We start from the raw sequence: 13,578 nt of genomic DNA, 5'->3' as shown, positions 1-13,578 counted from the left end.
GGGTCAAATTTCACTCAGGTTCATGCCATGTGCGGTTGTCGCGTTCGATAAGCGCGATAGCCGCCGATGGACCCCACGTGCCGGCAGTATAGCCTGCCGGTGGCTGTTCGGTTTCGGCCCACGCCTTCAGGATCGGGTCCACCCATTGCCACGCTGCGACCACTTCGTCGCGCCGCATGAACAATGTCTGGTTACCGCGCACCACGTCCATGATCAGCCGTTCATAGGCGTCGGGGCTACGCGCAGCGAAGGATTCAGCAAAGGTCATGTCCAAAGGAACGTGACGCAGGCGCATGCCGCCCGGGCCCGGGTCCTTGATCATCATCCACTGCTTGACGCCCTCGTCCGGCTGCAGCCGGATGACGAGCTGGTTGGCGACAACGCGGCCAGCACTGTCACCGAAGATCGAATGCGGGATTGGCTTGAACGACACGACGATTTCGGAAGCACGTGATGCCAGGCGCTTGCCCGTACGCAGATAAAATGGCACCCCGGCCCAGCGCCAGTTGGCGATTTCGGCCTTGATGGCGACAAATGTTTCGGTGTTGCTGGGGTGTTCCAGTTCTTGTAAGTAGCCTTTCACTGCGCCGCCGGAAGAAGCGCCAGCGCGATATTGGCCGCGGACAGTAAGTTCCTCGGCATTCTTCGAGGTTATGGGGCTCAGCGAACGCAGCACCTTCAACTTTTCGTCGCGCACCGCATCCGCATCCATCGATGCCGGCGGCTCCATCGCCACAAGGCAGAGCAACTGCATGATGTGATTTTGCACCATGTCGCGAAGCGCACCCGCCGTATCGTAATAGCCAGCGCGATTTTCCAGTCCGACAGATTCAGCAACCGTGATCTGCACGTGGTCGATATGGGCCGAATTCCAAAGGGGTTCATACAGCGCATTGGCAAAGCGTAGCGCCATCAGGTTCTGCACAGTCTCCTTGCCGAGATAATGATCGATGCGGAAAATCTGCTGTTCGTGAAAAACGTGGCCGATCGTATCGTTGAGTGCGATGGCTGACTGAAGGTCGCGGCCGATCGGCTTCTCGACGATGATACGCGTGTGGTCATGAACGAGCTTGTAGCTCTTCAGGCGGCTTGAAATATCGGCAAAGAGGGATGGACTGACGGCAAGATAAAAGGCGCGGACGCGTTTGGTATCATTGCCGATCTCGGTCTTCAGCTCCTCCCAGCCATTGTCGGATGTGGCATCGACCGCGACATAGGACACACGCGCCAGAAACTGATCGACCTGCTTCTGGTCGAATTCGCTTGGCTTCACGAATTCCTTGATCGCGCTTTCCGCGAACTTGCGATATTCCTCGTTTGACATGGGCGAACGGGACGCGCCGATGATACGGGTCGGTTCCGAAAGCTGGCCATCGCGCTGACGTTGATAAAGTGCCGGGATCAGCTTGCGCTCGGCGAGGTCGCCGGTACCTCCAAACACAATGCAATCGAAGGGATCAACCGGTATAATCTGACTTGTCATGGGAGAGTCTCGCTATGCCTGACTTTGCGGGTTGTATAATCTAATCGATTTAAAATGACCAGTCCCGAAGCATGAACTGCGTCAAAATGCATTTCCAATTCGTGTCCTTTCCAATAGGCTCGCAACGAATAGGATGTGGTCATGGTACATAATCTATCCAGAGTTGTCGCACAGGATAAGAATTTCCTGAATATCATAAATGGCAGACCTGTTGCCGCATTAAGCCAGGAAACGATCACTGTTTTGTGTCCGTCCGATGGCTTGGCCTTTGCAACCATTCCGGCGGGCGATGCCGATGATGTGGACCGTGCCGTACGTGCCGCGCGCGAGGCCTTCGATCACGGCCCCTGGTCAAGGATGCCAGCCTTCGAGCGAGGCAGGCTTTTGACCAGGCTTGGGCAATTGATCGAACAGCACAGTGACGAACTTGCAGCGCTCGAATCGCGCGATACCGGCAAGCCAATTCGCCAGGGCAAAGCGGATGTTGCTGCTGCGATGCGCTACTATGAATTCTACGGCGGTGCGGCCGACAAGATCCATGGCGATACGATCCCGTTTCTCGACGGCTATACGGCGCTGACCCTGCGCGAACCGCATGGCGTCGTTGCCGGGATCATTCCATGGAACTACCCGATGCAGATCATGGCGCGCGTGGTCGGCGCGGCGCTTACCATGGGTAATACGCTGGTCATCAAGCCAGCCGAAGACGCATCGCTCTCCACGCTCCGTATCGGCGAACTTGCCATCGAGGCAGGTTTTCCGGATGGCGTGCTTAACGTCATCACAGGGTATGGCCGCGAAGCGGGTGCAGCTCTTTCAGTGCATCCCGGCGTTGACTATGTGACATTCACCGGTTCGCCCGCAACCGGCACAGCCATCCAGCAGGCCGCTGCCGCGAACAATCGCGGCGTTACGATGGAGCTTGGCGGCAAGTCACCGCAGATCGTCTTTGCCGACGCGGATATTGAAAAGGCGCTCCCTGTTCTCGTCAATGCAATCATCCAGAACGGCGGGCAGACCTGCTCGGCGGGTAGCCGCATTCTTATCGAGCGTCCAATCTACGATGAGGTCGCCGCAGCGCTGGGTGAACGTTTCGACAAGCTCGCGGCCGGCCCGCATGATGCTGATCTCGACCTTGGGGCGATGATCAATCCGGCACAGAAACGCAGGGTTGAAAATTACGTCACAGCGGCTGCCGAGGCTGGCATTGATGTCATTGCGCGTGGTTCCATCGATAGTCACGCCCCTGTCACTGGCTACTATGTGGCACCAGTGCTCTTCGGGGCCGTCGATCCGACGGCGATTATCGCCCAGGAAGAAGTTTTCGGCCCGGTGCTCACGCTCTTCGCGTTTGACGACGAGCAGGAGGCCATAAGGCTTGCCAACCACACGGAATATGGCCTCGTTGCCGGTATCTGGACCAGGGATGGGGCGCGCCAGCATCGCGTTGCCAAGCGCGTGCGTGCAGGGCAGGTCTTCGTCAACGCTTACGGCGCCGGCGGAGGCATCGAACTGCCATTTGGCGGCTTCAAGAAATCCGGTCATGGTCGCGAAAAGGGCTTCGAGGCCCTTTACGACATGTCCGCGACCAAGACGATCATCTTCCGTCACGATTGATCCAATTCCACCTACAATCACCAGCGTGTATGAGGAGAAGACATGAAGCGTTTGGCAGGCAAGACAGCAATCATCACCGGAGGCGCATCGGGCTTTGGCGAGGCGATGGCCAAGCGCTTTGCCGAGGAGGGGGCCAATGTCGTCGTTGCCGATCTGAACCTCGTGGGCGCCGAGAAGGTTGCCGCGGATATCGGCAAATCGTCCATTGCTGTTCATGCCGACGTGACGCGCAAGGAAGAGGTGGACGTCATGGTACAGGCCGCCATGGACGCATTTGGCCGGATCGACATCATGGTGAACAATGCCGGCTTCACCCATCGCAATGGCCCAATGCTCGGCGTCGACGAGGCGACGTTCGATCTCATCACCGGCGTCAATATGAAAGCGATTTACTATTCGGCGCTCGCCGTAGTGCCAATCATGGAAAGGCAGGGCGGTGGCTCGATCATCACGACTGCCTCGACGGCGGGCCTGCGCCCGCGCCCTGGCCTCACCTGGTACAATGCCTCGAAAGGCTGGGCGATAAGCGCCACCAAATCCATGGCGATCGAACTTGCACCGAAGAATATCCGGGTCAATTGCCTGTGCCCGGTGGCGGGTGAAACCCCGATGCTTGGCCTGTTCATGGGTGAGGATACGCCGGAAAAGCGTGCGCAGTTCAAGGCGACGGTTCCGCTTGGCCGCCTGTCAACACCGCTCGACGTCGCCAATGCAGCGTTGTGGCTCGCCTCGAGCGAGGCCGACTTTATTACCGGCGTTGCACTGGAAGTTGATGGCGGGCGCTGCATCTGACTTACGATAAACCTTGAAACATGGGCGGGGTTGGCTACATTAATAATGTAGCCAAATTTCCCCCTGTGCTGCCCTGGCCCCCTCGGACCCCCGTGGCGCTCCCATCTTTCAAGGACATCAACATGACATCGAAACCTGTCTGGTTCATCACTGGCTGTTCAACCGGCTTTGGCCGCGAACTTGCGCGTCATACGCTTGAGCTTGGTTATCCGACCGTTGTCACCGCCCGCAACGTTGCGCAGATCGAAGACCTTGCCAAAGGCCATGAGGACAATGCGCTTTTGCTGAAGCTCGACGTGACCAAGCCAGAGGATATTGAGAACGCGGTCAAGGCGACATTGGAACGTTTCGGACGCATCGACGTGCTCGTCAACAATGCCGGCATCGGCTATTTCGCCTCCTTCGAGGAGAGCGAGATGGACGAGGTGCGGCAGATGTTTGAAATCAACGTCTGGGGCCTCGCAAATATGACACGTGCAGTCCTGCCAACCCTGCGCAAACAGCGCTCGGGCACCGTCGTGAATATCTCCTCGCAAGGCGGGTTGGTGGCCAACCCTGCTGTCAGCTTCTACACTGCGACCAAATTCGCCGTAGAAGCGCTGTCGGAAGCTCTTTCAAAGGAAATCGCGCCCCTCGGGCTCAAGGTGCTTATCGTCGAACCAGGTCCATTCCGCACCGATTGGGCCGGCCGCTCGGCCAATGAAGCCAAACACACGATTGAAGACTACCGCGCCACGTCCGGTCAGCGTGCGGAGATGATCCGCAACATCAGCGGCAATCAGCCGGGTGATCCGGTCCGTGCGGCCAAGGCAATCGTCCAGGCGGTCGAAGCCAAGGACCCGCCGCTGCGCCTTCTGCTCGGCAAACAGGCTTTCCAGAACGCCCATGCCAAGATCGCCGACCTCCAGAAGGATTTCGGCGCTTGGGAAAAGGTGACCTTGGGTGCGGATTACCCGGACGCTTAGAGCAATTCCAGGAAAAGTGGGAACCGGTTTTCCCGTCCGGAATTGCGTAGAAACAAGCTTAGGGCAATTCCAGGAAAAGTGGGAACCGGTTTTCCGTCCGGAATTGCGTAGAAACATACTTGGAGCAATTCCGTGATTTGAAGAGAAACGGAATGGCTCTAGTCACGATCGGCTGCGTGAACTTTCAATTGTAGAAATAGAAGATCGATGGTATTAGCTAAGTTAGCTAATGGAGCATTTCAATGCTGGTTACAGTTCACGCAGCCAAAACCAATTTATCGAAACTGATCGACGCGGCCTTGGCTGGCGAAGAGGTTATCATTGCCAAAGGCAAGAATCCCGTCGTAAAAATAGTGCCCATTCCCAAGAGCCGTTTCAAAGCAGGGGCTTTGAAGGGGCTCGTAGGCACAGCGCCGGATTTCTTTGAACCTATGTCCGAAGAAGAATTGAAGCTTTGGGAAGGTGGCGAGTGAAATCAGTCTTTCTGGACACTCATGTGTGGGCTTGGTTTTTGCTTAAAGACAATCTGTTACCAGTAAAACACTTATCGACGATCGAAGAGGCAGAGGCTGTTTTTATTTCGCCTGTCAGCTTTTTCGAAATCGCCCAGAAAGTTCGCATTGGCAAATGGCCAGAGATGGCGCCTTATCTAAACACCCTGCCGCACATCCTTGATGAGCAATATGGTCGCCTTGCCGCGCTTACTCCGGAGATCAGTTTGAATGCCGGTACCATGGATTGGGCTCACCGCGATCCATTCGACCGGATGCTTGCTGCGACAGCAATACATCATGAGCTGCCATTGATCTCCGCCGATACAACTTTCGATGAGCTTGCCAGCCACAAAGGTTGGGTTGGCCGGGTATGGTGAAACAAAAATGGCCGGCAAAGCCGACCAATTTGTTCGAGTGCCTGCTTCTTGGGTTTGGCGATTGACCGAGCTGCTTGGTTTGTCGAGTGGATGCTCAGCTCTGCGCGGACTGGTATCAGTTGTGTTACTTACCGTCACGACCAGATCCCAAATGGTTACCGGGGAAAGGCTATGACCCTCACGTGAACCCTTGATGACAGGGCGAGGCTCAATTCGGGCTACCTTCGGCTTGGAACACCGCCCCACCGATCGTGAAATGCCCTTTTACTCTCATCACGAACGCTACCCTCTCCGTCATCCTCGGGCTTGACCCGAGGACCCATGGCTGAGGAGCATTGCCAATGCCGGCATCTCAACGGGATCCAGCAACACAGTACGGCAATTCTTCATTGAGAATGGAATTGGCTGGAATGTGTCGGGTGGTTGAAAGAATAGAGCTGCTTTGCCGTGGGTCATCGGGTCAAGCCCGAGGATGACGGAGAGGGTAGCGTTCGTCATGGCGGAGAGGTGAGCCCACCTATGACAACTTGCGCGAAACGTCCGGAAACTCTATCGCTTTTCAAACACAAGATTTTGGAAGCGCCATGCATAAAGTCGTCATCAGCGGTACGGGCGTTTTCACGCCGGAACAGTCCATCAGCAATGCCGAGCTGGTGGAGGCGTTCAACACCTATGCCACGCGGCAGAACGAGCTCTACGCCGATGAAATCGCCGCAGGCACGCGCGAGCCCATGACCATGTCAGCCGAGGACTTCATCGTCCGCGCGTCAGGCATTGAAAACCGCTATGTCCTCAACAAATCCGGCATCCTCGATCCGGAGATCATGCACCCGGTCCTGCCCGAGCGTGCCGACGAGGACCTGTCCGTCATGGCGCAGATGGCTGTGCATGCCGCCAGTCTCGCCCTCGCCAAAGCCGGGCGGGATGTGTCGGAAGTCGATGCGGTGATCTGCGCCGCTTCCAATCACGAGCGCCCCTATCCGGCCATTGCCATCGAGGTGCAGCAGGCGCTCGGCATAGAAGGCTTCGGCTTCGACATGAATGTCGCCTGCTCGTCGGCCACCTTCGGCATCCAGGCCGCCGCCGACATGATCCGCTCCGGCTCGGCCCGCGCGATCCTCATGGTCAATCCGGAGATTTGCTCGGCGCATCTCGAATGGCGCGATCGCGATTGCCATTTCATCTTCGGCGATGTCTGCACCGCCGTGCTGCTCGAGCGCGATGATCTGGCCACCGCCAAGGACCGCTTCGAGATCGTCTCCACCCGCTGCCTCACGCAATTCTCCAACAATATCCGCAACAATAATGGCTTCCTGCGCCGCACCCGCGAAGGCCACATGGCCGACCGGCGCGACATGCTTTTCAAGCAGGAAGGCCGCAAGGTGTTCAAGCAGGTGGTGCCGATCGTCTCCGATCTTATCCTCACCCATCTTGCCGACGAAAACATCGCGCCCGCGCACCTGTCGCGGCTGTGGCTGCACCAGGCCAACAAGGGCATGAACGACCTGATCGGCGTCAAGGTGCTCGGCCGCGAGCCGGAACCCGGCGAACAGCCCAATATCCTGCAAGATTATGCCAACACCTCATCCGCCGGATCGATCATAGCGTTCTCGAAATACTCCGACGATCTGGCGCCCGGCAGCCTCGGCGTTATCTGTTCGTTCGGCGCGGGATATTCGGTGGGCAGCGTGATCGTGCGGAAGGTTTAGGGGGACTCTCCTGGTTTAGGGAAGGGTGCAAATTGCACCCTTCCCTATTGCCGAATCTTCTCAATCAAAGCGGCGATGCCGGATGATTCATAGCACGAAAACTTGTGACTCGAATGGAATATAATCTCTTCCATCGACATCAATAGTATAGCTCTGGCTGCCACTTGTTATTGTGAAGCGCACATATGATCCTGCAATTGTTTGTGAGGTGATGTTAGCATCGGTAAGACCTAAACCGGTAAGGTGAACCTTATCATTCTCGCCATCGAACGTATAGAAATCGTTGATTCTATCGCCATTTAGGTCGGCAGGATTCTTGTAGTAGAAGCGGTCGGTGCCGGCACCGCCATTCATCACGTTAGCTGATGCATTACCATAAATGTCATCATTGCGGGGGGTACCAATGACATTTTCGATAAAAAAGTATGTATCTCCCGCTGCATCATGGCGCCCAATCTCCCCTGGCCTGAGATCGATGGTGGCACCGCCATCCACATTTGTGCTTGCTCTATAATCCACGGTATCAATGCCGGCTCCGCCGTCCATGGCATCGCCGCCGCTGTAAATGAACGTGTCGTTGCCATTGCCGCCATAAAGCGTGTCATTACCGCCGCGACCGTTGATCGTGTCATTGCCGCCCATACCGAAAAGTTTGTTATTGCCAGTGTCACCGTTGATCGTGTCATTGTGATTTGAGCCAACGACATTCTCGAAACCGGTCAGTGCATCCACTCCGTCCGCACCGGTGGCCGTCCCAGTCCCGTTCAAGAGCAGGTTGACGGTCACCGGACCCGACGCATTGAAGTAACCTACGGTATCGTTGCCACTGCCGCCGTTCAAAAGTTCAGGGGTCAGTCCAAGAAGTGATGTCCCCCCTTCGATGTAATCATTCCCATCGCCGCCACTCAGAACATCGAGTCCGCCCAAGCCTTTGATGTAATCGCTCGAACGGCCACCTGTGATTGCATCGATTGCCTCCGTACCTTCGCGGTAGACGGGTGCGGTAATGCCGAGCAAAGTCAGCATGTTTGAGTCCAGATCGATTGCCATAATTTCATCCTCCCCGTTGGTGAGAGGGCGCAAGCGTGGCCCTCTCGGGCTGCTGGGGTGGTCAACCGGTATGGGGACCTAAACCCCGACAGTCGCTGCAGGGAGTGTATACCTATATTTGCTTATATCAAAGTATAATCCTAAATATTTAATGCATAATCCAGAATAGTTACCATAAACATATACTTAGACAAAAGAATTTGGCATTTTTTTATTTGGGGATATCTAGATTCTGTCCAGCAGTGCATACCAGCTCAGCGCAAGAAACAGTAATGGTGCGCGGAATGTCCGCCCGCCCGGGAATGCGGGCACTTTCAGCTCTTCCAGCAGTTTCAGCCGGTCGCGATTGCCGGCGAGGGCTGGCGCGGCAGGGTGATGCCCACCGACCCGCCCCAGAAAGGTTCAGGCTTGCAGAAGAAGAGGAGGGCGAACTCATTGCCCTCCTCGACCGCAGCTGATTCAGCTCGGCTTCAGCCGGTCTGTTAAAAGACAGTAAATTTATCAGGAAAACCAGGATCTTGATAGTAAACGGTTATATCGGCTGTTTGGCTGCCATCGTTAAGCCTGAATATGGCGTAGTGTTCTCGAGTATCCCTGGAGACTTCAATTATTTGGTCGTAGCTGACACTCACTTTGATCAAGTCATGCTGAACAGTGCTGAAGTCCAGTATGACATCTCCATCAAGGTTGGCGAGGTCATAGTAGAAATAGTTGTCCCGACCGGGGCCTCCCTTCATTGTATTGGCTTGATCGTCGCCCCAAATGTCGTCATTGAAATTGGTGCCGATGACATTTTCGATGGTCTCATACCTTGCCCCCGCTGCGTCATCGTAGCCCAGTCCTGTATCGAGGTTGATGGTAGCACCATTGTATTGGCCCGGACTTGCCGAATAATCCACTGTGTCAATGCCCGCCTGACCCCTGATGTAATCACCGCCCTCGCTAAAGAGAAAGGTGTCGTTGCCGTCGCCGCCGGTCAGGTAGTCGTTACCAGGGCCGCCATCGAATATGTCGTTGCCAGCCTTGCCTCTAAGGTCGTCACCGTCGTTTTCACCAAAGAGGTGGTCATTACCGTCGCCACCGTCTATGTAATCGAAGCCATCGCCACCATATAACGAGTCATTGCCGCCATAACCGTTGATACTGTCCGCGCCCTTCATACCGAGAATTTTGTTCGGGTCCCCATTGCCTCTCAAATAGTCGGGGTTCTTTGAGCCAACCAGATTTTCGAAACCGGACAATGTGATGTCGCCGATGGCGTCGCCTATATAGGCGTTCATCGTGATGCCTCCAGCGCCAGTGAGGGTGACATTGACGGGACCTTCAGAGTTCAAATATCCAATAGTATCTTCGCCAAGACCGCCGGTTAGAATATCGTTGCCCTTGCCGCCTTCGATATAGCTGTTGCCTGCAAGCGCGCTGCTGATGGTGTCGTTTCCATCCAGCCCGTTGTAATAGTGCTGGGCCCCTAGCGGTAGCGTCCATACTTGCGTGTCATTGCCATTGGTGCCCTCCAGCGTCGCCGCACTGCCCACATTCAGGATATTTCTGTAAGATTGCGATAGTTCCTCTGCCATAATTTCATCCTCCCCGTTGGTGAGAGGGCACAAGCGCGGCCCTCTCGGGCTGCGGGGCGGTCGCCGAAATGGGGCCTTGAACCCCACAGTCGCTGCAAGAGAGTGTATACCTATATTTACTTATATCAAAGTATAATCATAAATAATTAATGCACAATCCAGAATAGTTACCAGAAACATATACTTAGACATAAGAATTTGGCATTTTTTTATTTGAAGAAAGCTAGATTCTGTCCATCAGTGCATACCAGCTCAGTGCAAGAAACAGTAATGGTGCGCGGAATGTCCGCCCGCCCGGAAATGCGGGCACTTTCAGCTCCTCCAGCAGTTTCAGCCGGTCGCGGTTGCCGGCCACAGTCTCGGCATAGAGCTTGCCGACGAAGTTCGACAGCATCACCCCATGCCCGGAATAGCCCCCGGCCGAGATCACATTCGGCATGACCTCGCGCACGAAGGGCTGGCGCGGCAGGGTAATGCCCACCGAACCGCCCCAGGCCTGCGTGATTTCGACATTGGCCAACGCCGGATAAATCTCGGCGATCTGGCGGCGGATATGCGTGCTGATGTCGAGCGGGTTGTCCGCCGTATAGGCCTCGCGCCCGCCAAACAACAGCCGCCCATCCTTCGAGCGGCGGAAATAGCGCACGACGAAACGCGAATCGTCGACGCTCTCGCCGCCCGGCAAAACGGGACTGTCGGGCCCGAGCGGCACCGTCGCGCCGATGAACGAGCGGATCGGCATCACATGCGAGGCGCTGATTGGTTCGAGATTGCCGCCATAGGCATTGACTGCGATCAGGCATTTCGCCGCGGTCACGTTGCCGAAGGGAGTCGTGACGGTCACGCGGCCGTTTTCGGATTTGATGCTGGTGACCTTGCTGTTCTCGTAGAGATGCGCGCCGGCCTGCGCCGCGGCCTTTGCCGTGCCAACCACCAGCTTCATCGGCTGGATATGGCCGGTGCCCTTGTCGTATGTTCCGCCGAGATAGCGCGTCGAACCAAGGCGCTCCGCGGTTTCCGCGGCGTCCATATAATGAATATGCGGATAGCCGAAGCGTGTCGCCATCAGTTCCGCGTGCGCCCGATAGTCCTTCAGGTAGCGTTTCTTATGCACGACGGACATTTGTCCCGGCACATATTCGATGTCGATCTTGTGGGTCTCGGCAAATTGCAGCAGATGGCTTTTCGCTTCCTCGGCAAGATCGAAGAGCGCCTTGGCGCGGGTGAAACCATACTGCGCTTCGAGTTCTTCCGCCCAGGCGCGCTGGCCGGTGCCGAGCTGGCCGCCATTGCGCCCCGATGCGCCGTCGCCGAAGCGCCAGGCTTCGAGCAACACCACGTCGACGCCCGCCGATGCCAGATGCACGGCAGCGGAGAGGCCGGTAAAGCCGCCGCCGACGATGACGACATCGGCGTTGCGCGATCCATCCAGCGCCGGATATTCGGTTCGGTCGGTGATGGCTGACTCGTACCAGGAAACGCCGGGGGAAATGGGTGATTGGTAGGGCATATTTGCAAACTTCTACGTTTATCTGCTGCGCAACTGCTGTGCGTGGTTCGACAAGCTCACCATGAGGCAGGTTGTGGACTGCAAGCAATCACCAACCTTGCAGAACTTGACTGCTTGCAATCAACAACCTTGCAGAACTTGACTGCTTGCAACCACCAACCATGCAGAACTTGACTGCTTGCAATCAACCCACCTCCCTCATGGTGAGCTTGTCGAACCACGCACAGCAGTTGCGCAGAAAGAAAATAGCGGAGGAGGGACAACATCAAACATTCAGCAGCAAAAACTCGCGCTCCCACGGGCTGATGACCTCCATGAAGGTCTCGAACTCGGCGCGCTTGATTGCGGCGTAGGTGATTGCGAAGGATTCACCGAGCATGGCCACCAGTTCCCTGTCCTGCTCGAACAGGATCGTCGCCTCGATCAACCCGCGCGGCAATTCAATCAGATTGTCGTTGACCGTCGTCGAGGCAGGCTCGTCGGGTTCGATCTTGTTGTTCATGCCGATCAGACCGCAGGCCAGCGATGCCGCCAATGCCAGATACGGGTTCGCGTCGGAGGAGGGGATTCGGTTTTCGACACGCCGTGCCGCAGGGTCCGAGCGCGGTACACGAAAGGCCGTTGTGCGGTTGTCATAGCCCCATTTGACATTGACGGGCGCAGAGGCCGCCGGTGTCAGCCGCCGGTACGAATTCACATAGGGCGCAAACATCACCAGCGAGGCCGGGACATGTTTCTGCATGCCGCCTATAAAATGCCGGAACGCCGGGCTTTCCGTTCCATCCGGGTTGGAGAACACGTTTCGGCCCGTCTTCTTGTCGATGATCGATTGATGGATATGCATCGCGGAACCCGGCTGGCCCTGTATAGGCTTCGCCATGAATGTCGCATACATGTCGTGCTTCAGTGCGGCTTCCCTGATCGTGCGCTTGAACAGGAACACCTGATCGGCAAGCTCGATCGGATCGCCGTGCCGCAAATTGATTTCGAGCTGCGCCGCGCCTTCCTCATGGATCAGCGTGTCGATCTCAAGGCCCTGACTCTCGGAAAAATGATAGATATCGTCGATGAGTTCATCGAACTCGTTGACGCCGGCGATTGAATAACCTTGTCCGCCGCCGATCGCCCGGCCAGAGCGTCCGACAGGCGGGGTCAGGGGATAATCCGGATCGGGGTTCTTCTTGACGAGATAGAATTCGATCTCCGGCGCGACGACCGCCTTCAGGCCCTTCCTGGCATAAGCGGCCATGACACGCTTCAATACGTTGCGAGGGGTAAATTCTACCGCTTGTCCGTCCTTGTTGACGAGATCACAGATGACCTGTGCTGTAGGGTCGGCCTCCCATGGTACTTCCGAGAGCGTGGAAAGATCCGGCATCAGTTTCAGATCGCCGTCATCCTCAGGATAGGAGAAGCCATGGCCGTCTTCCGGATAGGAACCCGAGATCGTCGCCATGAATACGGCGGAAGGGAGCGCCAGGGAGGTATTGGATGTGAATTTCTTCGACGGCATCATTTTGCCGCGCGCCACACCGGCCTGATCCGGGGTAATGCATTCGATGTCCTCGATATCCCGCCAGGCCAGCCACTCGGAAGCTTCGCGCCAGTTCTTCACGCCGCGCGTAGCTTTGACATAAGCGGGTGTACGCCGCCGCGTTGTCGTCCGTGCGGGTTTTTTCTCGGGAGTTTCGGAAGGCATCAATCACCAGAATGAGTTGCGGTGACAAGATGATAAAGCAATTCCAGGAAAAGTGTGAAGCGGTTTTCCGTCCGGAATTGCGTAAAAACAAACTTAAAGCAATTCCAGGAAAAGTGTGAAGCGGTTTTCCGTCCGGAACTGCGTAAAAACAAACTTAAAGCAACTCCAGGAAAAGTGTGAAGCGGTTTTCCGTCCGGAATTGCGTAAAACAGCATTTCGTCGTTCGAACGAAAAGCGGAAATCCTCCAGCGTTTGCAATATGGGAGGCGGGGACGAGAAAATTGTCACTCCACTCGTTTCTAGGG

Annotated in this window: 11 protein-coding genes and 1 pseudogene; 6 read left to right on the top strand and 6 right to left on the bottom strand. The window is 56.2% G+C overall.

Going from position 1 to position 13,578, the window contains the following annotated elements:
* Nucleotides 1–10 precede the first annotated feature (10 nt).
* Nucleotides 11–1,483, bottom strand: coding sequence for a glucose-6-phosphate dehydrogenase (gene zwf, locus N8E88_RS13645; RefSeq protein WP_262294137.1), 1,473 nt, complete (start codon nucleotides 1,481–1,483; stop codon nucleotides 11–13).
* 141 nt (nucleotides 1,484–1,624) lie between these two features.
* On the opposite strand from zwf, the gene N8E88_RS13640 reads away from it, so the two are divergent.
* The 6 genes from N8E88_RS13640 (at nucleotide 1,625) to N8E88_RS13615 (ending at nucleotide 7,437) form a co-directional block, all read left to right on the top strand.
* A complete protein-coding gene (locus N8E88_RS13640; protein ID WP_262294136.1) occupies nucleotides 1,625–3,100 on the top strand; it encodes an aldehyde dehydrogenase family protein in 1,476 nt (491 codons plus the stop codon).
* A 42-nt stretch (nucleotides 3,101–3,142) separates the two neighbouring features.
* Complete coding sequence (locus N8E88_RS13635; RefSeq protein WP_262294135.1) at nucleotides 3,143–3,892, top strand: SDR family oxidoreductase; 750 nt, start codon at nucleotides 3,143–3,145, stop codon at nucleotides 3,890–3,892.
* A 122-nt stretch (nucleotides 3,893–4,014) separates the two neighbouring features.
* Nucleotides 4,015–4,857 carry an oxidoreductase gene (locus N8E88_RS13630; RefSeq protein WP_262294134.1) on the top strand — a complete coding sequence of 281 codons (843 nt, stop codon included), beginning with the start codon at nucleotides 4,015–4,017 and terminating at the stop codon, nucleotides 4,855–4,857.
* 242 nt (nucleotides 4,858–5,099) lie between these two features.
* The gene (locus tag N8E88_RS13625) at nucleotides 5,100–5,330 is read left to right on the top strand and encodes a type II toxin-antitoxin system Phd/YefM family antitoxin (RefSeq protein WP_262294133.1); all 231 of its coding nucleotides are present in this window, start codon (nucleotides 5,100–5,102) and stop codon (nucleotides 5,328–5,330) included.
* A complete protein-coding gene (locus N8E88_RS13620) occupies nucleotides 5,327–5,728 on the top strand; it encodes a type II toxin-antitoxin system VapC family toxin (protein ID WP_262294132.1) in 402 nt (133 codons plus the stop codon). The genes N8E88_RS13625 and N8E88_RS13620 overlap by 4 nt, the downstream gene beginning before the upstream one ends.
* A gap of 584 nt (nucleotides 5,729–6,312) precedes the next feature.
* Nucleotides 6,313–7,437: a beta-ketoacyl-ACP synthase III gene (locus N8E88_RS13615; protein ID WP_262294131.1), complete on the top strand. Its 1,125-nt coding sequence runs from the start codon at nucleotides 6,313–6,315 to the stop codon at nucleotides 7,435–7,437.
* Nucleotides 7,438–7,524: 87 nt separating this feature from the next.
* On the opposite strand, the gene N8E88_RS13610 is transcribed toward N8E88_RS13615, so the two are convergent.
* The 5 genes and pseudogenes from N8E88_RS13610 to N8E88_RS13590 form a co-directional block, all read right to left on the bottom strand.
* Nucleotides 7,525–8,487, bottom strand: a complete 963-nt coding sequence (locus N8E88_RS13610; RefSeq protein WP_262294130.1) for a calcium-binding protein — start codon at nucleotides 8,485–8,487, stop codon at nucleotides 7,525–7,527.
* Nucleotides 8,488–8,712: 225 nt separating this feature from the next.
* Nucleotides 8,713–8,853 (bottom strand): annotated as a pseudogene (locus N8E88_RS13605) (FAD-dependent oxidoreductase); the annotation flags it as partial.
* Nucleotides 8,854–8,969: 116 nt separating this feature from the next.
* Nucleotides 8,970–10,064 (bottom strand): calcium-binding protein, encoded by a 1,095-nt coding sequence (locus N8E88_RS13600; protein WP_262294129.1) that lies wholly within the window; start codon nucleotides 10,062–10,064, stop codon nucleotides 8,970–8,972.
* Nucleotides 10,065–10,287: 223 nt separating this feature from the next.
* Nucleotides 10,288–11,574, bottom strand: coding sequence for an NAD(P)/FAD-dependent oxidoreductase (locus N8E88_RS13595; protein ID WP_262294128.1), 1,287 nt, complete (start codon nucleotides 11,572–11,574; stop codon nucleotides 10,288–10,290).
* Between the two features lie 265 nt (nucleotides 11,575–11,839).
* Nucleotides 11,840–13,273 carry a glutamine synthetase family protein gene (locus tag N8E88_RS13590; RefSeq protein WP_262294127.1) on the bottom strand — a complete coding sequence of 478 codons (1,434 nt, stop codon included), beginning with the start codon at nucleotides 13,271–13,273 and terminating at the stop codon, nucleotides 11,840–11,842.
* Nucleotides 13,274–13,578: the final 305 nt, after the last annotated feature.

It is taken from the genome of Phyllobacterium zundukense (assembly GCF_025452195.1).
GTDB classification, from domain to species: domain Bacteria; phylum Pseudomonadota; class Alphaproteobacteria; order Rhizobiales; family Rhizobiaceae; genus Phyllobacterium; species Phyllobacterium zundukense_A.
Note: the sequence above shows the minus strand (reverse complement) of the source record. Positions and strands in the feature narration are given on the sequence as shown.